Source organism: Streptomyces sp. NPDC090798, from assembly GCF_044768965.1.
Lineage (GTDB): Bacteria > Actinomycetota > Actinomycetes > Streptomycetales > Streptomycetaceae > Streptomyces.
On record NZ_JBIVXA010000002.1, the window covers coordinates 65036 to 88147 of the forward strand.

Consider the following 23112-nt stretch of genomic DNA (forward strand, 5'->3'; position numbering starts at 1 on the left):
TCCCTCATGACCACCACGACCGCCGCCTCCGCCGATTCCGGCGAACGGGCGGTGCCCAAGGACTCCCCCGGGGCGGCGCGCGGACCGCGCCGCCCCGGGCGGATCCGGCGCATCGCACTGCCCTATCTGCTGCTCCTGCCCGCCCTGATCCTCGAACTCCTGGTCCACCTGGTGCCGATGGTGATCGGCATCTTCATGAGCTTCAAGGAGCTCACCCAGTTCTACATCCGCGACTGGGGCACCGCACCCTGGTCCGGATTCGACAACTACAAGGTGTCGGTGGACTTCAGCGCGCCCGTCGGCAAGGCGCTGCTGCACTCGTTCCTCGTCACCGTCGGATTCACCCTGCTGTCGGTGGGCCTGTGCTGGCTGATCGGCACGGCGGCCGCGATCTACATGCAGGACACCTTCCGCGGCCGCGGTCTGCTGCGGGCGCTCTTCCTCATCCCGTACGCGCTGCCCGTGTACGCGGCGGTCATCACCTGGGTGTTCATGTTCCAGCACGACAACGGCCTGGTGAACCACGTCCTGCACGACCAGCTGCACCTCACCGACAAGCCGTCCTTCTGGCTCATCGGCGACAACAGCTTCTACGCCCTGCTCACCGTGTCGGTGTGGAAGGGCTGGCCGTTCGCGTTCCTCATCGTCATGGCCGGCCTCCAGAACATCCCCGGGGAGCTGTACGAGGCCGCCGCCCTCGACGGAGCCGGTCTGTGGCAGCAGCTGCGCCGGATCACCCTGCCGTCGCTGCGCCCGGTCAACCAGGTGCTGGTGCTGGTCCTGTTCCTGTGGACGTTCAACGACTTCAACACGCCGTTCGTCCTGTTCGGCAGGACCGCTCCGGAGGCCGCTGACCTCATCTCGGTGCACATCTATCAGGCGTCGTTCGTCACCTGGAACTTCGGCACCGGATCCGCGATGTCGGTCCTGCTGCTGCTCTTCCTGCTCGTCGTGACGGGCGTCTACCTGCTGCTGACCTCCCGGGGAAGGAAGACGGCCGATGTCTAGCACCGCGCAGACGGCGCCCCGCGCCTCGAAGGCGCCCCGCTCGCCGATGGCTCCCCCGCGGTCCTTCCTCTGGTCCCGCAGGATCTTTCTCACCCTGCTCACCGGCTTCGTCCTGGTACCGGTCTACGTCATGGTCTCCAGCTCGCTGAAGCCGCTCGCGGACGTCTCGGGGAAGTTCCGCTGGCTCCCGAGCGGGCTGACGATTCGTCCGTACATCGACATCTGGTCGACGGTCCCGCTGGCGAGGTACTTCGTGAACTCGCTGATCGTGGCGGGCGCGGCGACGGTCTGTTCGGTGGTGATCGCGGTCTTCGCGGCGTACGCGGTGAGCCGCTACAGCTTCCGCGGCAAGCGCGTCTTCACGGTGACCGTGCTCTCGACGCAGATGTTCCCCGGCATCCTCTTCCTCCTCCCGCTCTTCCTTCTCTACGTCAACATCGGCAACGCCACGGGCATCGCGCTGTTCGGCTCGCGCGGCGGCCTGATCCTCACGTATCTCACCTTCTCCCTGCCGTTCTCGATCTGGATGCTGATCGGGTACTTCGACTCGGTGCCGCGCGATCTGGACGAGGCGGCGCTGGTGGACGGCTGCGGGCCGCTCGGCGCGCTGCTGCGGGTGGTCGTGCCCGCCGCGATCCCCGGCATCGTCGCCGTCGCCGTCTACGCCTTCATGACCGCCTGGGGCGAGGTGCTGTTCGCGTCGGTGATGACCAACGACACCACGCGCACGCTCGCCGTCGGGCTCCAGGGCTACTCCACGCTCAACAACGTGTACTGGAACCAGATCATGGCCGCCTCGCTCGTGGTGAGCGTCCCGGTGGTCGCCGGGTTCCTGCTGCTCCAGCGCTACCTCGTCGCCGGCCTGACGGCCGGAGCCGTCAAGTGACCGACTCCTCATCCCCTGAAGGGACTTCCGTGACCATCGACTTTGCCGCACTCCCCGAGGACTTCCTGTGGGGCACGGCCACGTCGGCCTACCAGATCGAGGGAGCCGTCGCCGAGGACGGCCGCTCGCCGTCCATCTGGGACACGTTCTCGCACACCCCGGGCAAGATCGACAACGGCGACCACGGTGACATCGCCTGCGACCACTACCACCGCTGGCGCGAGGACATCGCGCTCATGCGCCAACTGGGCACCAATGCCTACCGGTTGTCCATCGCCTGGCCCCGGGTGGTGCCGGGCGGCGACGGCCCGGTGAACGCGAAGGGGCTCGACTTCTACGACCAGTTGATCGACGCCCTGCTGGAGGCGGGCATCACCCCCTCCGTCACCCTCTACCACTGGGACCTGCCGCAGGTGCTCCAGGACCGCGGCGGGTGGCCGGCACGCGACACGGCATACCACTTCGCCTCGTACGCGTCGGTGGTCGCGGAACGCCTGGGCGACCGCGTCCAGCACTGGACGACGCTGAACGAGCCGCTGTGCTCGGCCTGGATCGGCCACCTGGAGGGCCGGATGGCTCCCGGCCTCGCGGATCTGGCGGTCGCGGTCCCCGCCTCGTACCACCTGCTCCTGGGCCATGGCCTGGCCGTGCAGGCCATCCGGGCGGCGGCGCCGGACGCCCAGGTGGGCATCGTCAACAACCTCTCCAGCGTCGAGGCCGCCACCGACCGCCCCGAGGACGTCGCGGCGGCCCGTCGACTGGACGGACACACCAACCGCTGGTGGCTCGACCCGGTACACGGCCGCGGGTTCCCTGCGGACATGCGTGAGGTCTACGGGGTCGAACTCCCGGAGCTGCCGGGTGACTTGGAGACCATGGCGCAGCCCCTGGACTGGCTGGGCCTCAACTACTACTTCCCGTCCACCGTCGCCGACGACCCCTCAGGACCCGCGCCTCGGGTGCGCACGGTGCGCCGCCTGGGCGCTCCGCGCACCGGCATGGACTGGGAGGTCGACGCCTCCGGCATCGAGCGCCTGCTGCTGCGCCTCACCGACGACTACGGCGCCCGCAAGCTGTACGTCACCGAGAACGGCTCCGCCTATCCCGACGTCGTCCGCCCCGACGGCACCGTCGACGACCCCGAGCGCACGCGGTATCTGGAGCAGCACCTCGCCGCCTGTGCCGCGGCGGCCGGCAAGGGCGTCCCCCTCGCCGGATACTTCGCCTGGTCGCTGCTCGACAACTTCGAGTGGGCCTACGGCTACGACAAGCGCTTCGGCCTCGTGCACGTCGACTACGAGACCCAGCGGCGCACGGTGAAGGGGAGCGGGCACCGGTACGCGGACATCATCCGGGCCCACGGGGAGCGCAGGCGCAGCGCGGCCTGACGTACGTCCTGGCCTTCGCGCTGGACGCGCGTGTTCCTCGACCGGAGCTCGCGTCCAGCCGAAGGCGAGGGCCGAGCTGGACGGCGGCTTCCCTCGGCACGAACGGCGACTGCGCAGCCGTGCCTCAGTGCGCCGGCACCCGCTTGCCTGCTCCCTGCCGGCCGATGTCGTCCAGGGCCGCCACGAGCTGCGGAGCCACCGCCTCGCGGGTCCAGGCTGCCTGGTCGTCGCCCACGGCGCGGGGAACGGTCTCGATGAGCATGATCAGGTAGAGGTAGCCCCGGTAGAGGGCGAGGCGTCGGCGGGCGCCGGTGCCGAAGTCCGCGTGGCCACCCGCGTTCCGATAGCCGGTCAGGAAGGCGGAGTCCTGCTCGATGTCGCCGAGGAGGGCGAGGGAGACGAAGTCCGCCAGGGGGTCGCCCCAGAACATGCGCTCGCCGTCGATGAGGCCACCGATCCGGGGTGTGCCGTGCGTGCGGTCCACGAGGATGTTGCCCCGCCACAGGTCGAAGTGGACCAGGCGGGGGTCGGTGACCTCGTCCAGGACGTCGTACGCCGCCTTCGCCGTGCGGGCCACCTCGTCCACGGGCCGGGGCAGCCAGGCCCGGTAACGGCGGGCGTCGTCCAGGACGGCGTCGAACATGGTGGTGAAGGCGGTGCGCCAGTCGGGGGCGAGCGGGCCGAGGGCCCCGGAGGGGTACCCGAAGCCGGGCCCGGTGACCTGGTGGAGCCGGGCCACCAGGCCGCCCAACTCCGCGCGCAGGTCGGCCTGTTCGCTGCCGGTGAGCGTGCCGTCCCATACCTGGCCCGGGCAGGCCGTCATGAGGAGGTGACGGCCCCCGGTGGCCACCACGCGCGGCGCCGGTACGTCGACGGTGGCCGCCGAACGGTAGAACTCCGCCTCGGAGAGCAGGAGTTCGCGCTCGTGGCGCAGACCTGGAGCGGTCTGCGGGGGCGGAACCTTCAGCACATGGCGGGTGCCGTCGGTGAACAGGAGTTCCTCGACGGTGTTGTACGTGCCACCGTCGAGCGGGCGGCAGCGGGCGAGGCGGTCCGGCGGCAGTCCGGCGGCCGCGAGGATCCGTCGCGCCCGCTCCCAGGAGTCCTCCGTCATGCGCCCCACCCGCTCCTTCGGTCACCCGGCCGCGTACACGTCCTCCACGTAACGCCCGTTCGCGATCAGCTCGTCCAGCCACCTCTCGGCGGTCGCCCCGTCCGCGTCCGGTGTACGGTCCCGGTACAGCGTACGGAAGGCCTCGCGGACTCCGGGCGCCATGCGCGAGCCGTCGCCGCACACGTACACCCGGGCCCCGGCCCCCAGCAGCTCCCAGACCTCGTCCGCCTCGGCGGCGATCCGGTGCTGCACGAAGGTCACACCCTCGACGGGCGCCGCGCTGAAGGCCGGGCGCAGGGAGACCGCCCCGGCGGCCTCGGCGGCGTGGAGTTCCTCCGCGTGGAGGTAGTCCGCGTCCGGCGCGTCGCAGCCGAAGTAGCAGACGGCGGGCAGTAGTTCGGCTCCCGAAGTCAGCCGGGCGCGGCGGTCGGCGATGGCGCCGCGGAACGGGGCGAGTCCGGTGCCCGCCGCGACCATCACGACCGGCGCGCAGGCGTCGATCCGGAAGGCCTCCCGACAGGGCTGGACGCGGGCGAGGACGGTGTCGCCGGGCTTGACCGTGTGCAGATGGCCGGAGCCGACTCCGGTGTACGTGCCCCGGCCGGAGCGGGCCGGGGCCTCCAGCAGGGAGACCATCAGGTCGGCGTGGCCGGGGTCGGTCGCGGGTGAGGACGACACCGAGTAGTGGCGGGGCCGCAGCGGGGTGAGGAGGTCGAGCAGGGCCGGCCAGTCCAGCGCGCCGCGCAGGGCGGGGTGGGCCTCGAACACCTCGACCAGGGTGCGCGGGTCGCCCGCGAGCGCCGCGAGGGCCGTTCGTTCCGGCGGGCACGGGTTGGCCGCCGCGAGGGCGGTGAGCTGGCTGGGGGTCGGGCGTTCCTGCAACTCGACGTGGTGTGCGAGGAGTTGGCGTACCGTCAGAGGCCGGTCGACCGCGATGCCGTCGCGGCGCGGGCGGGTGGCCCGGATGTCCAGGACCGTGTCCAGGTAGAGGCCGAGCGCGGTGGCGGTCCGCTCGACGAGGGCCGGGTCGTTGACGGGGAGCACCGTGAGGTGGTCACCGGTGCGGTAGGTCGTGCCGGCGGGCAGGGCCAGCCGGACGAAACGCTTCGTGCGCGGGTGCGTCGGCGCGGTGAGGTCGTACGCCTCGGTGACGGTCATGGGGAGCAGCCCGTGCCGCTCGGCGAGGGCGTCCAGGGGGCCGCCGGTCAGCGCCCGGACCTCGTACGCCGCCGTGGGCTCCTCGGTGGCGGTGGCGTCCGGGTCGCCGTAACGCTCCAGCAGAGCGGTGCGCAGCCGGGCCGTGAAGGTGCGGACGGTGCCGGCGAGGTCGCCCGAGGCGTCGGCCGCGGCGCGCTCCAGGATCCGGGTGCCGCCCCCTTCCGCGAGGCGCTCGTCGATGCGGGCCGGAACGTGCTGGTAGGTGGCGGCCCAGTTGCGGTCGCCGACGCCCAGGACGCCGTAGGTCACGCCGGTGGCCTCCGGGGCGGTGTCGAGCCAGGCCGCGAAGGCGGTGGCGTCGTCGGTGGGCTGCCCGTTGTAGGAGGCGGCGGCGATGACGACGGGGCGGTCGGTGGGCAGCCCGTCGGTGTACGCGTCCAGCGGCGCCACCTCCGTGTCGCAGCCGATTCCGGCGGCCTCGTCGGCGAGCGAGGCGGCGAACTCACGGCAGGTGCCGTAGTTGCTGCCGTGCAGGAAGAGGGCGCGGGTGCCGCTACGCACCCGGGTGGGCAGGGTGGCCGCGCCGGCCGAAGTCTGCGCCGGGTTCTGGGCGGCGGCGCCGGGCAGGGGCGCCTGGACGCGGTCGGCGGCCGTGCGCGGGGTGAGCGTGAGGGTGAACCCGTCGGGCTTGAGGGTGAGCGTCTCCTTGACCGTCAGCGCGTAGTCGGCATGGTCGTGCAGCCGGTAGCGGTGGACGAGCATGGCGAGCAGCATGGTGGCCTCGTGCAGGGCGAACTGCCGCCCGATGCAGGCGCGTTCACCGGTGCCGAAGGGCTTGAACGCGTGTGGGGAGCGCGCGGCCTCCGCCTCCGCCGTGAAGCGCGAGGGGTCGAACAGCTCGGGGTTGTCGCCCCACACCGGCTGCCGGTGCAGTATCGGGGCGAGCACGGTGACCGCCTGTCCGGCGCGCACCGGGATCCGGCCGCCGAGCAGGGTGTCCTCGCGGGCGTGCCGGCTGAACGCGGCGGCGGTCGGCCACAGCCGCAGCGCCTCGTTGAGCACCTGCCGGGTGTAGGTGAGCCGCCCGATCTCGTCGAACGTCGGCTCGGGGTCCGCGGCGCTGCCCCACAGCGCGTCGGCCTCGCGTTGCACGAGCTGGAGTACGGCGGGGTGCTTGGCCAGGTAGTAGAGCGCGAACGACATCGCGCCGGAGGTGGTCTCGTGGCCAGCGATCAGGAAGGTGATCACCTGGTTGCGGATGTTGGCGGTGTCGAGCGTGGTGCCGTCGGCGGGGTGCTCGGCGGTGAGCATCAGTCCGAGGAGGTCCCCGGCGTCGGCGGCGTTCGGTCCGGCGTCCACGCGGGCGGCGATCACCTCGTCCACGACCTGCGCGAGGTTGTCGGCGTCGGCGCGGAAGGCCGCGTCCGCCGCCGAGTGGTCGCTGCCCGGCGTGCGGCTGAGCCGGGTCATGCTCCACTCCAGGCAGCGGACCATGGACTCGACGAAGGGGTGGGGTTCCTCGCGCTCGAAGGAGCCGAAGTCGTAACCGAACCCGGCGAGCCCGATGGTGTCGAGCGTCATGCGGGTCATGTCGTCGGGGACGTTCACGGGCTGTCCGGCGCGGGCGCCGCGGTCCCAGGAATCGATCAGCCGGCGTGCGACACGCAGCATCACGGGGTGGTAGGCGCGCATGGAGCCCAGCGCGAAGGCGGGCATGAGGATGTCGTGCGCCTTGGCCCAGTTCGGCTCGTCGTTGTAGGCGGTGAACAGTCCGTCGGCGGCGAACGCGCGGACGTTCTCCAGGGCGGGTCCGACGGCCTTGGCGAACCGGGTCTCGTCGGCCAGGTCGGTGACCAGGTCGAGATCGCCGACGAAGAGGGTGTCCCGGCCGTGCAGCCGTCGTACGAGCACGGGGCCGTGCGCGCGCGTCAGCTCCATCACCTGCTGGAGAGGGGTGCGGCCGGGTCCGGTGTCGGATATGTCGACGACCGGTATGTCGTGGAGGGAGTGTGCGGGTTGCGGGTGCGGCGCGGTGGGGGACATGGCGCGACAACTGCCTTTCACGGTACGGAAGTCCTGCCCTCCCAGCCTGATCGTCGGACCCGGCGTGCCCGCGCCACCTCACTACATGATTCTGTAGTCACCGGGGCCGGTACGCCCTTGTCACGGCCGCGGCGGGATGGCAGGAGGTCCGGAGGTGGCGATGGACACGGTGGACGCGGTGGTGTGGCGCAACCGGGCCATGACCTTGTTCGACCGCATCCCCATGCCGGTCGCGGTCTGTGATGTGTACGGGGCGATCATCCTGGCCAATCCGGCCATGGCGGCGGAGTGGGGCGCCACGTCGAGCGGCCTGCGGGGGCGCAAGGTCCTGGACCTGTTCCGGCCGCAGGAGCCCTGGCAGATCGAGCGGATCGCACAGGCGCTGCGGCTGCGCCGTCGCTCGCGCTATCCGGTCTCGGTGCGCTGGGACGCGGCCGACGGGGTGCGGCGCGAGGGCGAGTTGACCGCGGACCCGGTCAGTGACTCCGTCGAGGCGAGCACCGCACTGCTGGTCATGGTCCGCGTGCTCGGCGAGTGCCCGGTCGTGGAGCGGTCGCCCGAGCCGGCGGCCGGCACGGCCGAGATCCGCATTCTGGCGCTGCTCGCCGGGGGCGCGACCACCGCGCGGGCCGCCCGGGAGACGGGCCTGACCGTGGACGGCGTCAACTACCACCTGCGGCGCCTGTCCGAGCGCTGGGGCGCGGCCAACCGTACGGAACTGGTCGCGCGCGCCTACGCGCTGGGCGTACTGACTCCGGGAGTGTGGCCGCCCACGGCCGTGCCCGCCCCCTGAGGGGCGCCGAAGCGCGCGAGGCAGTGCCACACCATCTTCAGGTCCTGGAGTTCGTGGCGGCCGGTGCGGGCGGCGTCCCCGATGATCCGGGGGTCGAGCCGGCCGTCCTCGGCGATCCGGGCGCCGAGCGCGACGAACTCCGGGCCGCGGAAGTCCGGGTGGCGTCGCAGCTCATCGACCGGGAGCCGGTAGCCAAGGTGCCATTCCACGGGGCACGGGAGCCGCCGGGCCGCCTCCTCGACGGCCGTGCCGCGGTAGCTCGCGTCCAGGACCAGGGCCTCCACGTCCCTCGCCAGGTCGACGGGGCCGTGCACCTGCGCCTCGATGTAGTCGTTGAGCGCGTCCTGCTCGTCCGCCTCGGCCAGCTCGATCAGGGACATCCCGGCGGCGACCCCGAACGCGGAGGGCTCGGCCGCGCTGTCGGGATAGCAGAAGGTGGCCCGCCGCAGGGCCGCAGCGGTCAGCCGGAAGTGCGAGGAGCCGAAGCGGGGCGCCGCGCCGACAACCTGGCGCCGGAAGTTCAGGCCGCCGTACACGGGCCGCTCGTGCGCGGGTTCGACGTCGTACGCCGCGCCGAAGATCCGGCTCTCCCAGCGCCAGCGGTCGCCGCCGGGGTGTGCGGTGAGCCCGCCGTTGCTCGTGCCCGTGACGAACTGTGAGACGTACGCGCCGTCCCGGGCCAGCACCTCCAGGATCGGGAGTCGGCCCGCCAGCCGGTCGGGGTGGAAGTTCAGGGTGATGCGCAGCGCCGGGTCCACCGCCGGGCCGCGGGAGAGGGCCGCGACATGGCGCAGCGCCCGCTCCTGGGGTGTGCGGCCGTCCCCGAAGTCCACTGGCCCCTCCCCGCCCTGTTTTCCTACGACTTCTTCGCCCCACCCCGGGACTCTTGGAGATCACCCGTCGGGCCGGACATCCGCAACTCATTTACGGCCAGTACGATCTTGCCCCGGTTGTCGCGCCGTTCCAGGCGTTCGTGGGCCGCGCGCGCCTGGTCCAGCGGGACCACCGTCTCGACCGGCACGTGGTACGTGCCCGCCGCGACCCGCCGGGCCAGCTCGCGCAGGTCCTCGCGGGGGTCGTAGCCGTGGATCTGCAGATTGGTGAGCTGGAAGCCGAGGACGGCGGCGTTCTTCGGATAGAAGTCGCGGGTGTCGATCGTGCTCGGCTCCAGGGCGACGTTGGCGAGGGCGACCACCCGCCCGCCGTGCCCGACCTCGCGCAGACTCCGTCCGAAGGCGGGGCCGCCGACGGTGTCGAGGACGACGTCCGCGCCCCGTCCGCCGGTCAGCCGCAGCACCTCCTCGACCTCCGCGTCGCCCGGGTGCGCGGAGGTGTCGAGGGTGTCGTGGGCGCCGAATCCGGCGGCCCAGGCGGTCTTGTCGGGTGAACCCGCGAGCGCGACGACACGGGCGCCGAGTTCGGCGGCGATCTGGACGGCCGCGCTGCCCACCCCGCTCGCGGCGGCCTTCACCACCACGGTGTCGTCCTTGGTCACCTTCGCCAGATGGCGCAGGCAGTACCAGGCGGAGAGCCAGGCGACGGGCAGGGCGGCGGCCTCCGTCAGCTCCAGGCCGTCCGGCAGGACGGTGACCTGTCGGGCGGGCACGACGGCCAACTCGGCGTAGAAACCAGGTGCGTTCACCCCGTCCAGGGCCATGACGCGCTGTCCGACCTCGATGCCGGTCACCCCCTCCCCCACCGCGGCGACGACGCCGGCCGCCTCCACGCCCGGGATCAGCGGCGGCCGTCCGGCCCGGTGGTACAGCCCGGCACGGATCAGCGCGTCCGCCCGGTTCACCCCCGCCGCCACGACCCGCAGCAGCACCTGGCCAGGGCCCGCGACGGGGTCGGGGACCTCCACCGGCACCAGCACCTCGGGCCCGCCGAACTCGTCGATCCGCACCGCGCGCATCCCGCACCTGCTTCCTGGTGGACGCACCGGAGCACCGCGGAATCGGAGCAGATTCACGAGAGCGGTGACACCGGTTGAAGTGGTGTCACCATGCGACACCACTTCAACCGGTGTCAAGGCGCTACACTCGAAACATGCCCTCCGCTCCCGCCGCCGTCCCCGAGCCCGCCTCGCCGTTCCCCTTCATCGGCGGACGCCCCTGCCTGAACTTCGTGGCCACGCTCGGCAAGCGGCACGCCACCCCCCTGGAGCGGCTCCCGGACCCCGACGCCCTCGCCCGCTGGATCACCGACGCGGGCCTGAGCGCCGGGGCCGACGACATCCCGGTGCGCGTCACCGAGGGCGATCTCGCCCACGCCCGCACCCTGCGCGAGGCCCTCTACCGGCTCGTACGCGCCGCGATGGCCGGGGAGGCACCCGACCCGGCCGATGTCACGCGGGCCAACGAGGCGGCGGCCCGGCCCGACCTCGCCCCCCAGCTCGCCGAGCCGCGGGACGACGGCGCGGGCCCCCGGCAGCCGCTGCGCTGGACGGCCGAGCGTCCCGGACCCGCGGCCCTCGCGACCGTGGCCCGGGACGCCGTCCTGCTGGTCGGCGGCCCGCTTCTCGCCAGGGTCAAGGAGTGCGAGAACCCCGCGTGCTCACTGCTCTTCCTGGACGACTCCCAGGCACGTCGGCGCCGCTGGTGCTCCATGGACCGCTGCGGCAACCTCGCGAAGGTGGCCGGCTACCGGTCCCGCAGCCGCGCCGACTCCAGCCGGTGACGGTGGGGCGCGTCGTCCGCGCCCGTGGCGTCGGCCGGTCGACGGCGCCGTGGTGTCCCCCGCCTCTCGGTCCGCAGGTCAGGACACGGCGGGCGTCCAGTGCGGGTCCCGGCCGAGGAAGGCGAGCAGCGCCTGCGCCCGGCCGGCGGTCGCCGGCACCTCGCGGGCGGCGGCGAACACCCCGTACGAGTCGCGCAGATGATCGGCGAGCCGATCCGCCGCGAACCTGATCCCCGCCGCCAGCTCCTCCTCCAGCGGCGCGTCCTGGCCGGTGGCGACGGCGATGTCCCAGGCGTGCACGGCGGCGTCCATGGCGGCAGCGGCGGCGGCGAGCCGGAAGGGCAGCGGTCCGAGCGGGGTCGCGACCTCCGGGGAGTCGGCCGGCAGCTGTGCGTAGGCGTCCGCCACGCCCCGCAGCACCTTCTCCAGCGCCGTCCGCGCGTCGGCGTCCAGCGCGTCGGCGGGCCGGAAGGGGTCGGAGTCGGGCCGGTCGACGCCGGTGATCGCGGCGCCGTACGCCTGCTGATCCAGTCGCGCGTGGTTGAGGACCTGGCGCACCGTCCACTCGCCGCACGGCGTCGGCGCGCCCCACGCCCGCTCCGGTACGGCGCCGGCCACCTCACTCAGGTAGGTGTGTGCCCTGGTCAGCAGTTCGAAGCCCGCGAGATCGCTCATCCTGGTCCCCTCCTGGGTGCCTTCCGGCCGATGAGAACAAACTAGGCTCCCTTGCGGACAGTTACGGTCCTCAATCAGCACGTTCGGTACGCCTGCGAAAAGGGAAAAGGCCAAGGATGCGAGACGTACGTGGTGCGTGGGCCGTGGCAGGCGCACAGTTCCGGAAGTGGCACCAGGAACCCGTGGTCGTCCAGTCGGTGCGGTCGGCGGGGGCCGCGACCGTCGCGTACGTGATCGCGCTGCGGCTCAGTCCGGAGCCAGCGCCGCTCACCGCCCCGCTCACCGCGCTCCTGGTCGTGCAGGTCACTCTCTACGCCACCCTCACCACCGGCATCCGCCGGGTGAACTCCGTGGTGGCGGGTGTCGTCGTCGCCATCGCCTTCAGCGTTCTCGTGGGTCTGACGTGGTGGAGTCTGGCGCTGCTCATCCTCGCCTCGCTGGCCGTCGGCCATCTCGTCCGGGTCAGCGAGTTCGTGCCCGAGGTGGCGATCAGCGCCATGCTCGTGCTCGGCGTGACCCGGGTCGGGGACACGGCCTGGGCCAGGGTGCTGGAGACCCTGATCGGCGCGGTGGTCGGACTCGGCTGCAATCTGCTCTTCGCTCCCCCGGTGTGGGTGGGTGCGGCCGGCGAGTCCATCGAGGATCTGGCGCGGCGGGTACGCCAGTTGATGCTGCGCATGGGCGAGGAGGCGGCCGGCCGCACCCCCGTCGAGCACGCCACCGCCCGGCTGCACGAGGCGCGCCGCCTGGACCACGACATCGTCCAGGTGGACGCGGCGCTCCGGCAGGCCGAGGACAGCCTCAAACTCAATCCGCGCGTACGGGAGGGCCTGCTGCACCGGATCGTGCTGCGCACCGGCCTCGACACGCTGGAGATCTGCACGGTGGTGCTGCGGGTCCTCGCCCGCACCCTCGCCGACCTCGCCAAGGAGCGCGATCCCGAGCCGCTGTTCGAGCCGCAGGTGGGGGCGGCGCTGGAGCAGCTGCTGTCCGAAGTGGGCGACGCCGTGGTGAGTTTCGCGGTGCTGGTGACCACGGACATCAGTCAGAACGCCGAGTCGGCCGAGGCCCGGCTCGCCGCGGAGCTGTCCACCGCCACGGCGACCCGCGACAAGCTGGCCCAGCTGCTGCTCGACGAGGTGCAGCGGGACGCCCGGCAGTGGCAGCTGCACGGCGCCGTCCTGACCGAGGTCAACCGCATCCTGGACGAGCTGGACACGGAGCACCGCTCACGGCGGCTCATGGAGGAACTCGACCGCGGCACCCGCGAAGAGCGCGAGCGCCGTCACCACCTCGTCCGACTGCGGCAGCGTCTTCGGATGGCCCGCGGGCCGCGACGGCCGCGCTCGGATCGGAACCGTCCCCCCGTCTCCGGTCGTTCTCTCTGAGGACAGCCGTTCCGTGTCGGGGACGGGGCGACGACGTGGGGAGCGGACGGATGGCCGACGACGCTGTGCGGATCGACGGGAACACACTGCACCTGCCGGGCCGGGTGCGGGTCCGGTTCATGCGGACGCTGCGGCTGCCCGAGACGGGCACGCACGAACTGCCACCGGGTCTCGGCGAGTTCCCCGTGCGCCGCGTCGAGGACCACGCGGACACCGTGCCCGCCGAGTGGCGGGCGCGCGGCGGTGTGATGCTGCCGGTGTATCTGCGCGAGGCCATGTGGCTGAGCTTCGCGGGCTCGACGGAGCCGGCCGCGCTCCAGGTCGGCGTGGGCAAGGTGTGCGCCGTCTCGGGCAGGCCGTGGAGCTCCCTGCTCACCCAGAACCCGCAGAACTACCTCGCGCTCCCCCGCCAGCCCTGGCTCGACGGCATCAACTCCGGGAAGAGCACGGTCCGCCAGTTCGTGGCCGTGCCGCTGGGGCTCGGCGCCACGGTCGAAGGCCAGGTCACCGGCGAGGAGGTGTGGGGCGGCCTCCAGCTGCGGTCCTTCCGGCTCAATGACGCGGAGCTCGCGAAGTGGCGTGAGGGGGAGCGCCGCCGGTCCGTGAGCACGAGGTCGGCGAAGAGCGTGTCCGCCTACGGCGCCGCCCCGCCGGCTCCCGGCGCCGCCATGGCCGCCGCGCCGGCCTCGGCGGCCCGCGCGAGGAGCGCCCCGGCCATGGGACTCGGCGTGGGAGGCTCGATGCGCCAGGAGGTCTACGCGGACGAGCGCTCGCCCGGCGCCTGGGCCAGGGAGCCGGTCGGCCGGGTGTTCGTGCATCTCGTGACACCTCCCGAGTGGCGCCGCATCACCGGCGAGGCACCCCCGCCGTCCCCCGTCGACCGCGCGGCGTACACCAAGGCGGGGCTGCCCTGGTTCGAGTACTACGACGACGCGGCCCAGGACGTCGCTCCCACCGACACACTGAGCTCGGTGCGGCCGGTCGGCGAGTGGCTCGGCGACGACCACGAGCCCTGGCAGGAGCCCTCGCCCCACCAGGTGAAGCAGCTGGGCGACGCGCCGGGCAAGCCGGTCGAGGACGGCGACTGGTAGGCAGCTCCGCCCGGTCGTCGGGCAACCCCGCCTATCGTTGCGCAGGGTGCAACAAGTGTTGCCGTTCTTGCACTTCTCGGGTGTCGCACGCCAAGGTGGCTGTGACGACCGAGGCAACCGACACCCGAGGTGCAGGTATGAACAGTGGCGCGGATGCGGCGCGGGACGCGGGCGGCGGCTGGGGCAGGCGCCGGTTCGTCGGGGTGCTGGCGGGGATCACCGCGGTGACGACGGTTCCGGCACCGGCCGCGCCGCGCACCCGCCCCGCGGCCACCACGACCCCACCCGCCGAGGGCTCCCCCGCCACTTCGGCCCCCGGGCCCACCTCGTCCTCCCCCAGCGTCCGCCGGCTGTTCCTCGGCACGTACACCTCGGTCGAGGGCGGCGGAAAGGGGATCGGCCTGGCCACGTACGACCCGGCGACGGGCGCCGTCACGACCACCGGCACGCTCACCGGCATCGGCGACCCGTCGTACCTCGCCGCGCATCCGAAGGGCCACACGCTGTACGCCGTCGACGAGCGGCCGGAGGGCGCCGTGACGGCCGTACGGCTCGCCGACAACAAAGTGCTGGGCACCCGGAGCACCGGCGGCGCGGGCCCCTGCCACCTCTCCGTGCATCCGAGCGGACGGTGGCTGCTGAGCGCCAACTACACCTCGGGCAGCGTGGCCGTGCACCCCGTCGACGCCTCGGGCGCACTCGGCGAGCGCACCGACCTGGTCACACACTCCAGTCCGGCACCGGGCCCCGGCCAGGACGGCCCGCACGCGCACCAGTTCGTGACCAGCCCGGACGGCGGGCACGTCCTCGCCGTCGACCTGGGCACCGACACGGTCTACACCTACCGCCTGGACCAGTCGAAGGGAACGCTCACCGAGGTCTCCCAGGCGCACACCCGGCCGGGCGCGGGGCCACGCCATCTCACCTTCCACCCCGACGGCCGTTTCGCCTATCTCGCCAACGAGGTCGACAACACGGTCGTGGTCTGCGCGTACGACCCGGCGAGCGGACGGCTCACCCCGGGCGAGCCGCAGTCCGCCGGCACGGGCACGGGCACGAACTACCCGGCGCAGATCCTGGTGACGTCGAACGGGTCGTACGCGTACCTCGCCAACCGCGGCCACAACAACCTGACGCGGTACGGGATCGAGGCGGCCGGTGCCCGGTTGAGGCTCCTGGACACCGTGCCGGTCGGCGGCGACTTCCCGCGCCAGCTCGCCTTCTCACCGGACGAACGGCTGCTGTTCACGGCGAACCAGCGTTCGAGCACGGTCAGCGTCTTCCACGTCGACGGCGCCAGCGGTGAACTACGTCTCGCGGGCGAGCCTTTCGCCTCACCCGTCGCCGTCTGTGCGCTGCCGCTGTAGCGCGCGGGGGCAGGCTGCGGAGCTCGCCTGCGTGAGCAGCACATGCATCCGCTCGGTGAGCTGCGAGACGTCGTCGGCGGGCGAGTGGAAGGACAGGCGTACGTCACCGTCGCCGCGCGCCCGTTCGATCCGCAGCGTCAGTCCGTGCCGGTCGACGGCGAGCGGCTGGACGCGGACCGCGCCGTGCAGGCCCTCGGGCTCGACGAGGCGGGTCAGCCGCTCGACGGCGTCCGGGTGCGCGTCGGCCAGGTGGGTGAGCAGGCTCGCCTCGGCCGTCGCGAGCGGGTCGGGGACGGCGTCCGCGAACTCGTCGAGGTCCACCACGCGCGCGCCGGACGCCTCGCGCAGCACCACGCGCGAGGGCTGGAACTCGAGATGCCCGTCCGCCAGGACGAACCGGCCGCCCATCCAGAGCCGGGCGCGGATCCGGTTGCGCACCGGCACGGGCGCGACGTCCGCGAACTCCAGGACGGCGGAGGGCTCTGCGCGCGGCGCACAGACCGCCGCGGCCGTCAGCGTGCTGTCGTCCGGCACGTGCAGGAGAACACGGCCGTCCGCGGCGACGGTGTGCGCGCCGACCAGTTCCTCCCCGCCACCCTCCGCGGTCACCGCGCAGGACCATGCCGCGGCGAGCACCGAGCGGGCGCGCTCGGCCGTGGCGGGCGCGGCCGTCCAGGTATGACGGTCACCCATGCGGTCACCCATCCCAACCTCCCTTAGGTAAGCCTTGCCTAACCTATCGGAGATCTGGGTGTACGCCAACCACGCCGCACCTTCATCCCTCGCACGAGTTACAGCGCGATGGCACCCAGAAGCGCCCGTGCGCACAGATCCCGCAGCTGCTCCCGGGTCAGCTCCGCCCCCCTGAGCCACTCCAGACACACGGCCGTGGTGAAGGCGAGCCAGCCCCGGACGGCGATCCGCAGCTCGGGCTGGTCCTCGATCCCCCCGGGGACGTCGGGGTCCGCGTCGAGCGCCGCCAGGATCTGCTGCTCCTGCGCGGCCAGCGCCCGCTGATAGACCCTGCGCACGGCCTGGTCACCGGCCGCGTCGGCGCGGTGGAAGGCGCGGAAGCCGTGCGCGTGGGCCTCGACGTACGCCAGGAACGTGTCGAGTCCGGCGCTCAGCTGCTCGCGGACGGGAATGCCAGGCACCGCGGCCGTCAGCCGCAGCATCCGCTCGCTCTCGCGCTCCACGACAGCCGCGAAGAAGTCCCTTTTGGTGGGGAAGTAGTGGTAAAGGAGCCCGCGCGAGACCCCGGCGATCTCGGCGACCTGCTCGATCCACACCTCGTCGTACGGGCTCTCCGAGAACAGCCGCGCCCCGACGGACAGCAGTTGCTCCCTGCGCTCCCCGGTACTGAGCCGACGGCGCGTCCGTTCGCCTCGCTCCCCCTGTTCGCCCATCATGGCCGCACCTTACTTGACGTCGGTTCAACAACGGGATCACACTGAAAACCGCTATTGAACCCGCGTACAACATGGTCAGGGCAGCAGCGTCGACGTGCCGCAGGCACTAGGGAGATCGCGTCATGGCGGAGACGACAGGGGCCGTGCTGCCCAAGGGGTTCCGGAGCGCGGAGCTGGGCTGGCCCGAGCTGCACCGCATCCCCCGGCCGCCCTACCGGCTCCCCCTCGTCGGGGATGTGATCGGCGCGAACGTCCGCTCTCCGCTGCAGGACTCGATGCGATTCGGGCGCAGGCTCGGGCCGATCTTCCGGCGCAAGGGCTTCGGCAAGGAGATCGTCTTCGTGTGGGGCGCCGAGCTCGCGGCCGAGCTGGCGGACGAGACACGGTTCGCCAAGCACGTCGGCCTCGGGGTCGCCAACCTCCGGCCGGTCGCCGGGGACGGTCTGTTCACGGCGTACAACCACGAACCGAACTGGCAGCTGGCCCACGACGTCCTCGCCCCGGGCTTCAGCCGTGAGGCGATGGAGGGCTACCACCCGATGATGCTCGCCGTGACCGAGCGGCTGATGGACCGCTGGGACGGGGAACGCGCGGCGGGCCGGGCGGTGGACGTACCCGGCGACATGACGAAACTGACGCTGGAGACGATCGCCCGCACCGGCTTCGGCCACGACTTCGGCTCCTTCGAGCGCTCCAGGCCGCACCCCTTCGTCACCGCGATGGTCGGCACCCTGACCTACGCGCAGCGCCTCAACACGCTCCCCGCGCCGCTGGCCCCGGTCCTGCTGCGCGGGGCCACCCGCCGCAACGAGGCGCACATGGCGTACCTCAACCGGACCGTCGACGCCGTCGTGGCCGCCCGTCAGCACTCCTCCGGCGAGGGGGACCTGCTCGACCGGATGCTGGAGACCGCCCACCCGGACACGGGGGAACGGCTGACGCCCGAGAACATCCGCCGCCAGGTGATCACCTTCCTGATCGCCGGCCACGAGACGACCTCGGGCGCGCTCTCCTTCGCCCTGCACTACCTCGCCCAGCACCCGGACGTCGCCGCCCGCGCCCGGGCCGAGGTGGACCGGGTCTGGGGCGACACTCCCCTGCCCGCCTACGACCAGGTCGCCAAGTTGCGGTACGTCCGCCGGGTCCTCGACGAGTCGCTACGACTGTGGCCGACGGCGCCCGCCTTCGCGCGCGAGGCCCGCGAGGACACCGTGCTGGGCGGGGTCCACCCGATGCGGACGGGTGCCTGGACCCTGGTCCTGACGGCACTGCTGCACCGCAACCCGGAGGTGTGGGGCGCGGACGCCGAGGAATTCGACCCGGATCGCTTCGACCCAGGGGCCGTACGGTCCCGAGCCGCCCACACCTTCAAGCCGTTCGGCACCGGGGCGCGGGCCTGCATCGGCCGGCAGTTCGCGCTGCACGAGGCGACGCTCGTCCTGGGGCTGCTGCTGCGCCGCTATGAGCTGCGGCCCGAACCGGACTACCGGCTGCGGGTCGCCGAGCGGCTGACGCTGATGCCGGAGGGGCTGCGGCTGCGCCTCGGTGACCGGACACCCGTGCCGGCCCCGGTGTCACCGCGTCCAGTGGCCCGGGCGGGTGACTGACCGCGGCAGCCTCGTCCCGGCACTGCCCCTGGCCGCGTTCAGCTGGGGCTGGGTCAGGAAGAACGCGTCGGTCAGATCCGCGTCCGTGAGATCGGTGTCGCGGAAGTCGGCGCCGATCAGGTCCGCGCCGCGCAGATCGGCGCCGGTGAGGTCGGCGGCGATGAGGTAGGCGCCGCGCAGGTTGGCACCCCGCAGGTCGGCGCCCTTGAGGCGGGCGCCCATGAGGTCGGCGCCGCGCCGCTCCTTCTTCTTGCCGCGGCCGACTCCCGCGCGCACGAGTTCGCTGGTCCGCAGCAGGAGGGTGTTGACCTGCTGCCGGTGCGCGTTCACGTCCAACGCCCCGAGTTCCTCCGGGGATTGGTTCGTCAGTCGCTCCGTCTCCGCGAGGGCTCGGCGGAGGTGGGCGTGGATCGGGCGGGCCGGCGGGAGGGTCAGGGCCTCGTTCAGGTACCAGAGCAGTTCGTGGAGCTGGCGGACGACCGGGAACACGTCGAACATCTGGCGGGCTCGTTCCCGCGGGCCTGTGCGCCAGTCCTGGCCGGCGAAGGTGACCTGGGAGACGTGCTGGCCGGCGCCGAAACAGTCGTACACCGTGCACCCGTTGAACCCCTTCTCCCTCAGCTGCGTGTGGATTCCGCACCGGGAGTCCGTCCGCAGGTTCTGGCAGGGCTTTCCGGCGTCCTTGTCGATCGCGAAGTCCGCCGAGCGGGTGAAGGGCAGGGCGACACAGCACAACCCGAAACACCGACCGCAGTCGGCCCGCAACTCAAGGAGCCGGTCATCGACTGCCGTCACGCTGTCTTCTCGCATGTCACCAGCGTACTGAGGCGGCAGGCGCCCTCGGTGAGGGGTTCCCTCGCCCCCGGGGGGTCTTGGGCTGCGGGCTTCCCCGCGCCCCTTGAGAGCGCTGGCGCGCCTCTTTTCAGCCCGTCCGGCGTTTGAGGACGAGGCCGTTCAGGCCGATCGGGGGTTTGGGGGCGGAGCCACCACGTGGGGATGGGACGGGTAGGGGCGGCGGGGGCGAGGAAACCGGGGTCAGCCCGCCAGGCCGGGGAGGGCCAGGTAGGACAGGCGGGCGGGGTCGGCGAGGATGTACATCTCGACGATGCGGCCGTCGGTGATGGTGACGCCCAGGACGGACAGGGGACGGCCTTCGGGGGCCGTGACGACGCCGATCGTCCCGTTGACCAGCGCGAGCCGGGAGAACTCGGCGAACTGGCGGAAGACGAGCGCCTGTTGGGCGACGCCGGTCGCGCCGTGGACCACCTTGGACGCAGCCGCCCCGCCGACGAGCACACCGGCGTCGACGCGGAGCACGACATCGGGATGGAGGACGGACACCAGCGCCTCGAAGTCCCCGGCGCGCGAGGCCGCGAGGAAGGCGTCGAGGACCAGTTTCTGCCGGGCGGGATCGAGCTCGGGCTCCGGCGCGGCAGCGCCCCGTACCCGCCGCCGCGCCCGACTCGCCAGCTGCCGCGTCGCGGCCGACGAGCGGCCCACGACGGTCGCGATGTCGTCGAAGGGCACCGCGAACATGTCGTGCAGGACGAACGCGAGGCGCTCGGCGGGTTCCAGTGTCTCCAGGACCACCAGCAGGGCCAGTCCCACCGAGTCGGCGAGCAGCACCTGCTGCTCGGGGTCGATCCGCTCCAGGGGGCTGACCAGCGGGTCGGGGACATAGGTGTCCAGCGGCTCCTCGCGGCGCGCGGCACGCGAACGCAGCATGTCCAGACAGACCCGGCCGACCACCGTGGTCAGCCAGCCCGCGAGATTCCTGATCTCGCCGACGTCCGTGCGGCCGAGCTTCAGCCACACCTCCTGGACCGCGTCGTCCGCCTCACTCAGCGAGCCGAGCATCCGGTAGGCCACCGCCCGCAGACGACCGCGGTGCTCCTGGAACCGGTCCGCCAGGTGTTCGAGGAGTTCGTCGTCGTCGTCCATCGCGTTGCCCTCTCCCCCGAACGGCGCCCGCTCAGACCTCGTCGCGCGTCAGCGCCAGCAACCGGTCCAGGACGCGCGAGCCCCCGGCCCGTACACCGTCGTGCTCGAACTCGTCGGTCACCCAGGTCCGCAGACCACCGATGGCACGGGCCGTGCGCAGGGAGTGCTCCGGGTCGACGTACATGTCGTCGTGGTAGACCGCCGCGGCCACCGGCACCTCGTTGGCGGCGAGGCGGGCGGGGTCGTACAGCGGCCGCCAGTCGGTGCGCGCGGCGAGTTCCTCGGCGGTCTCGCGCAGGGGACGCAGCGCCGGGTCGCTGTCGAACACCCAGGGGTGCACGGACTCACCGGTGAACAGCAGCGGTCCGTCGTCCGCGAGGGCCTTCGCCGCGTCGAACTGCGGGAACTCGGCGCGCACCCGCTCGGCGGACCAGGCGGTCGGCCGGTCGTCCTGGGCGTAGCAGGCCTCGTGGACGAGCGCGTACAGGGGGTGGCCGGCGTACGAGAGGAGGCCCTGTACCTCCTCCTGGAAGGCGTCGGAGAGGGCCGGGCCCTGCGGGGTGCGGACGAAGGCCTCCTCCAGGAGGTAGTGCAGACGGTGGCTGCCCTCGCCACCGCCGAGGAGGATGCCGAGGGACTGGAAGGCCTCGACGGTCAGGCGGTAGCCGTTGCTCAGGACGATCTCGTGGCGGAGGAGGTGTTCGGCGATCTGCCGGGCCCGCTGGATGTCCTGGGGGTATCGCGCGTAGTGTGCCGCGACCTTGCGTTCGATACGGGGGTACGCGGCCCGGTAGACGTCGTCCGCGTGCGCGTCGAGGGAGGGCAGGCCGCCGGTGATGAGGGCCGCCCGCAGCCCTTCGGGGGCGGTCGAGAGGTAGTGCACGATGCAGAAGCCGCCGAAGCTCTGGCCGAGTACGGTCCAGGGGTCGCCGCCGGTGAGCCCGGGGCGGATGGCCTCGCAGTCGCGGACGATGGAGTCGGCGCGGAAGTGCGCGAGGTAGTCGGCCTGCGCGGCGGGGCCGCCGCGCAGCGGCAGCGTCTGGCGATTGGCGGGCGTGGAGTGGCCGGTGCCGCGCTGGTCGAGCAGCAGCACCCGGAACTCCTTCAGCGCGCGGCCGAGCCAGGCCTGCTTGCCGACGAAGCGGTTGGCGCCGAAACCGGGGCCGCCTTGGAGGTAGACCATCCAGGGGAGGTCCTGATGCGCCTTGTCGCTCGCGACGACCTCGCGGGCGAACAGTTCGATGCTCTCCCCCGCCGGGTCGTCGTGGTCGAGGGGCACGGTGAGACGGTGGTCGGTGAGGACGACACCGGGCTGGCGGTAGCTGACGGTCAACAGGGCTCCCGAGACGTACGGATCCAGGCTGCGTCCCAGTTGAGCACATGATCCCCGACCGGCCGAGACCGGGGATCAAGAAAGTCGTACTGAATGGTCGCTCAGCAGGCCAGGCGCGCGGACCGTGCCGCGGGTCAGCGCGCCGACAGGCTGGAGCGGCGCACGACCAGCTCCGGCTGGAGCACCACGCGCCGGTGCTCGTGCGGTGTGGGTGCCGTCTCGGCCTCCGTCTCCTCCAGCAGCAGTTCGGCGGCGAGGGCACCCATGGTCATGGCGGGCTGCCGTACGGAGGTGAGCGGGACGGCCGCGGCGGCGGCGAACTCGATGTCGTCATAGCCGACGATCGCGAGGTCGTCGGGGACGCCGACGCCCGCCGCGTACATGGCCTGCAGGACGCCGAGCGCGAGCAGGTCGTTGGCGCAGAAGACGGCGGTCGGGCGGTCGGCGAGGCCCAGCAGCCGGGCGCCCGCGTCGCGGCCCGCGGCCACGTCGAGGCGCTGGGTGGGCAGCTCCCGCATCGCGGTGGCCGGGAGGCCGGCCTCGGCCAGCGCGTTCAGGGCGCCCACGCGGCGGTCCCTGACCTGGTTGAGGCCGGGCGGGCCACTGACGTACGCGATCGATCGATGGCCCGCGTCGACGAGATGCCGTACGGCCAGCGCGCCGCCCGCCACGTCGTCGACCGAGACAGAACACTCGGTGGTGCCCTCGGCGACCCGGTCGACCAGCACGAAGGGGATGCCGTTGCGGCGGAACGTCGCGATGTTGCGCCCGGTCGCGTCGGCGGGCGTCAGCAGCACGCCGCGTACCCGCTGCTCGGCGAAGAGCGACAGATAGTCGGCCTCCTCGCTGGCGCTCTGCGCGCTGTTGCAGACCATCACGCCGAGCCCGGCGTCCCGCGCGGCGCGCTCGGCGCCGCGGGCCACGTCCACGAAGAAGGGGTTGCCCATGTCGAGGACGAGCAGGCCCATGATCCGGCTGCGTCCGGCCCGCAGCTGGCGCGCGGACTCGCTGCGGACGTAGCCGAGCCGGTCTATCGCCGACTGGACACGGGCCCGGGTCTCGGAGGCGACGCTGTCCGGGCGGTTGATGACGTTCGAGACCGTGCCCACGGAGACTCCGGCGGCGCGGGCGACGTCCTTGATACCCACCGACTGTGCCATCAGGCAGGAACCTCCAGGGGGACGAGAAGCGGCGGGCGGGCCTTCACATTACCCGCGAGTCCGCCGACTTCGCTG

At 72.5% G+C, this 23112-nt stretch carries 20 protein-coding genes; 9 read left to right on the forward strand and 11 right to left on the reverse strand.

Annotated elements, in window-relative coordinates; all coding sequences use genetic code 11:
• Positions 1-6 precede the first annotated feature (6 nt).
• The 3 genes from ACIQTP_RS04515 to ACIQTP_RS04525 are packed head-to-tail and all read left to right on the forward strand — an operon-like array spanning position 7 to position 3282.
• Entirely contained in the window at positions 7-1008 is a 1002-nt protein-coding gene (locus tag ACIQTP_RS04515) for a carbohydrate ABC transporter permease (RefSeq protein WP_099946846.1), read from the forward strand.
• A complete protein-coding gene (locus ACIQTP_RS04520) occupies positions 1001-1894 on the forward strand; it encodes a carbohydrate ABC transporter permease (RefSeq protein WP_067360303.1) in 894 nt (297 codons plus the stop codon). The genes ACIQTP_RS04515 and ACIQTP_RS04520 overlap by 8 nt, the downstream gene beginning before the upstream one ends.
• A gap of 29 nt (positions 1895-1923) precedes the next feature.
• Complete coding sequence (locus tag ACIQTP_RS04525; RefSeq protein WP_403396211.1) at positions 1924-3282, forward strand: GH1 family beta-glucosidase; 1359 nt, start codon at positions 1924-1926, stop codon at positions 3280-3282.
• Between the two features lie 124 nt (positions 3283-3406).
• Here ACIQTP_RS04525 and ACIQTP_RS04530 read toward each other — a convergent pair whose 3' ends face one another.
• Both ACIQTP_RS04530 and ACIQTP_RS04535 read right to left on the reverse strand, forming a co-directional pair.
• On the reverse strand, positions 3407-4396 hold the full coding sequence (locus tag ACIQTP_RS04530) for a phosphotransferase family protein (RefSeq protein WP_403396214.1): 990 nt from the start codon (positions 4394-4396) through the stop codon (positions 3407-3409).
• A gap of 21 nt (positions 4397-4417) precedes the next feature.
• Positions 4418-7597 carry a cytochrome P450 gene (locus ACIQTP_RS04535; RefSeq protein WP_403396216.1) on the reverse strand — a complete coding sequence of 1060 codons (3180 nt, stop codon included), beginning with the start codon at positions 7595-7597 and terminating at the stop codon, positions 4418-4420.
• A gap of 160 nt (positions 7598-7757) precedes the next feature.
• On the opposite strand from ACIQTP_RS04535, the gene ACIQTP_RS04540 reads away from it, so the two are divergent.
• The gene (locus ACIQTP_RS04540; RefSeq protein WP_403397246.1) at positions 7758-8390 is read left to right on the forward strand and encodes a PAS domain S-box protein; all 633 of its coding nucleotides are present in this window, start codon (positions 7758-7760) and stop codon (positions 8388-8390) included.
• Here the strand turns inward: ACIQTP_RS04540 and ACIQTP_RS04545 are convergent.
• Both ACIQTP_RS04545 and ACIQTP_RS04550 read right to left on the reverse strand, forming a co-directional pair.
• Entirely contained in the window at positions 8330-9223 is an 894-nt protein-coding gene (locus ACIQTP_RS04545) for a DUF3626 domain-containing protein (RefSeq protein WP_403396218.1), read from the reverse strand. The genes ACIQTP_RS04540 and ACIQTP_RS04545 overlap by 61 nt on opposite strands.
• 23 nt (positions 9224-9246) lie before the next feature.
• Entirely contained in the window at positions 9247-10302 is a 1056-nt protein-coding gene (locus ACIQTP_RS04550; RefSeq protein WP_403396220.1) for a zinc-binding alcohol dehydrogenase family protein, read from the reverse strand.
• 134 nt (positions 10303-10436) lie between these two features.
• Here ACIQTP_RS04550 and ACIQTP_RS04555 point away from each other — a divergent pair, with 134 nt between their 5' ends.
• Positions 10437-11066: a CGNR zinc finger domain-containing protein gene (locus tag ACIQTP_RS04555; RefSeq protein ID WP_403396222.1), complete on the forward strand. Its 630-nt coding sequence runs from the start codon at positions 10437-10439 to the stop codon at positions 11064-11066.
• A 78-nt stretch (positions 11067-11144) separates the two neighbouring features.
• On the opposite strand, the gene ACIQTP_RS04560 is transcribed toward ACIQTP_RS04555, so the two are convergent.
• Positions 11145-11741: a TIGR03086 family metal-binding protein gene (locus tag ACIQTP_RS04560; protein WP_403396224.1), complete on the reverse strand. Its 597-nt coding sequence runs from the start codon at positions 11739-11741 to the stop codon at positions 11145-11147.
• A gap of 116 nt (positions 11742-11857) precedes the next feature.
• Here ACIQTP_RS04560 and ACIQTP_RS04565 point away from each other — a divergent pair, with 116 nt between their 5' ends.
• From ACIQTP_RS04565 to ACIQTP_RS04575, 3 genes are all read left to right on the forward strand, one after another.
• Positions 11858-13129 (forward strand): aromatic acid exporter family protein, encoded by a 1272-nt coding sequence (locus tag ACIQTP_RS04565; protein ID WP_403396226.1) that lies wholly within the window; start codon positions 11858-11860, stop codon positions 13127-13129.
• Between the two features lie 50 nt (positions 13130-13179).
• On the forward strand, positions 13180-14220 hold the full coding sequence (locus ACIQTP_RS04570) for a hypothetical protein (RefSeq protein ID WP_403396229.1): 1041 nt from the start codon (positions 13180-13182) through the stop codon (positions 14218-14220).
• Positions 14221-14357: 137 nt separating this feature from the next.
• Positions 14358-15587 (forward strand): beta-propeller fold lactonase family protein, encoded by a 1230-nt coding sequence (locus tag ACIQTP_RS04575; RefSeq protein WP_403396231.1) that lies wholly within the window; start codon positions 14358-14360, stop codon positions 15585-15587.
• On the opposite strand, the gene ACIQTP_RS04580 is transcribed toward ACIQTP_RS04575, so the two are convergent.
• Both ACIQTP_RS04580 and ACIQTP_RS04585 read right to left on the reverse strand, forming a co-directional pair.
• Positions 15555-16280, reverse strand: coding sequence for a DUF2470 domain-containing protein (locus ACIQTP_RS04580; RefSeq protein ID WP_403397249.1), 726 nt, complete (start codon positions 16278-16280; stop codon positions 15555-15557). The genes ACIQTP_RS04575 and ACIQTP_RS04580 overlap by 33 nt on opposite strands.
• A 98-nt stretch (positions 16281-16378) precedes the next feature.
• Positions 16379-16996: a TetR/AcrR family transcriptional regulator gene (locus ACIQTP_RS04585; RefSeq protein ID WP_403396232.1), complete on the reverse strand. Its 618-nt coding sequence runs from the start codon at positions 16994-16996 to the stop codon at positions 16379-16381.
• A gap of 122 nt (positions 16997-17118) precedes the next feature.
• Between ACIQTP_RS04585 and ACIQTP_RS04590 the strand changes: the two genes are divergently transcribed.
• The gene (locus tag ACIQTP_RS04590; RefSeq protein WP_403396235.1) at positions 17119-18603 is read left to right on the forward strand and encodes a cytochrome P450; all 1485 of its coding nucleotides are present in this window, start codon (positions 17119-17121) and stop codon (positions 18601-18603) included.
• Here the strand turns inward: ACIQTP_RS04590 and ACIQTP_RS04595 are convergent.
• The 4 genes from ACIQTP_RS04595 to ACIQTP_RS04610 form a co-directional block, all read right to left on the reverse strand.
• Positions 18571-19413 carry a pentapeptide repeat-containing protein gene (locus tag ACIQTP_RS04595; RefSeq protein ID WP_403396237.1) on the reverse strand — a complete coding sequence of 281 codons (843 nt, stop codon included), beginning with the start codon at positions 19411-19413 and terminating at the stop codon, positions 18571-18573. The two genes, ACIQTP_RS04590 and ACIQTP_RS04595, sit on opposite strands and share 33 nt — an antisense overlap.
• 225 nt (positions 19414-19638) lie before the next feature.
• The gene (gene sigJ / locus ACIQTP_RS04600) at positions 19639-20544 is read right to left on the reverse strand and encodes an RNA polymerase sigma factor SigJ (protein WP_403396239.1); all 906 of its coding nucleotides are present in this window, start codon (positions 20542-20544) and stop codon (positions 19639-19641) included.
• Positions 20545-20575: 31 nt separating this feature from the next.
• Positions 20576-21877, reverse strand: coding sequence for an alpha/beta fold hydrolase (locus ACIQTP_RS04605; RefSeq protein WP_403396241.1), 1302 nt, complete (start codon positions 21875-21877; stop codon positions 20576-20578).
• 134 nt (positions 21878-22011) lie between these two features.
• On the reverse strand, positions 22012-23037 hold the full coding sequence (locus ACIQTP_RS04610) for a LacI family DNA-binding transcriptional regulator (RefSeq protein WP_403396243.1): 1026 nt from the start codon (positions 23035-23037) through the stop codon (positions 22012-22014).
• Between the last annotated feature and the right edge of the window lie 75 nt (positions 23038-23112).

Coding starts and splice junctions, on each gene's coding strand:
- ACIQTP_RS04585 (WP_403396232.1), bottom strand. CDS start 16,996: ATGATGGGCGAACAGGGGGAGCGAGGCGAACGGACGCGCCGTCGGCTC.
- sigJ (WP_403396239.1), bottom strand. CDS start 20,544: ATGGACGACGACGACGAACTCCTCGAACACCTGGCGGACCGGTTCCAG.
- ACIQTP_RS04580 (WP_403397249.1), bottom strand. CDS start 16,280: ATGGGTGACCGTCATACCTGGACGGCCGCGCCCGCCACGGCCGAGCGC.
- ACIQTP_RS04575 (WP_403396231.1), top strand. CDS start 14,358: ATGAACAGTGGCGCGGATGCGGCGCGGGACGCGGGCGGCGGCTGGGGC.
- ACIQTP_RS04595 (WP_403396237.1), bottom strand. CDS start 19,413: ATGCGAGAAGACAGCGTGACGGCAGTCGATGACCGGCTCCTTGAGTTG.
- ACIQTP_RS04535 (WP_403396216.1), bottom strand. CDS start 7,597: ATGTCCCCCACCGCGCCGCACCCGCAACCCGCACACTCCCTCCACGAC.
- ACIQTP_RS04540 (WP_403397246.1), top strand. CDS start 7,758: ATGGACACGGTGGACGCGGTGGTGTGGCGCAACCGGGCCATGACCTTG.
- ACIQTP_RS04560 (WP_403396224.1), bottom strand. CDS start 11,741: ATGAGCGATCTCGCGGGCTTCGAACTGCTGACCAGGGCACACACCTAC.
- ACIQTP_RS04520 (WP_067360303.1), top strand. CDS start 1,001: ATGTCTAGCACCGCGCAGACGGCGCCCCGCGCCTCGAAGGCGCCCCGC.
- ACIQTP_RS04530 (WP_403396214.1), bottom strand. CDS start 4,396: ATGACGGAGGACTCCTGGGAGCGGGCGCGACGGATCCTCGCGGCCGCC.
- ACIQTP_RS04550 (WP_403396220.1), bottom strand. CDS start 10,302: ATGCGCGCGGTGCGGATCGACGAGTTCGGCGGGCCCGAGGTGCTGGTG.
- ACIQTP_RS04565 (WP_403396226.1), top strand. CDS start 11,858: ATGCGAGACGTACGTGGTGCGTGGGCCGTGGCAGGCGCACAGTTCCGG.
- ACIQTP_RS04590 (WP_403396235.1), top strand. CDS start 17,119: ATGGCGGAGACGACAGGGGCCGTGCTGCCCAAGGGGTTCCGGAGCGCG.
- ACIQTP_RS04555 (WP_403396222.1), top strand. CDS start 10,437: ATGCCCTCCGCTCCCGCCGCCGTCCCCGAGCCCGCCTCGCCGTTCCCC.
- ACIQTP_RS04610 (WP_403396243.1), bottom strand. CDS start 23,037: ATGGCACAGTCGGTGGGTATCAAGGACGTCGCCCGCGCCGCCGGAGTC.
- ACIQTP_RS04515 (WP_099946846.1), top strand. CDS start 7: ATGACCACCACGACCGCCGCCTCCGCCGATTCCGGCGAACGGGCGGTG.
- ACIQTP_RS04570 (WP_403396229.1), top strand. CDS start 13,180: ATGGCCGACGACGCTGTGCGGATCGACGGGAACACACTGCACCTGCCG.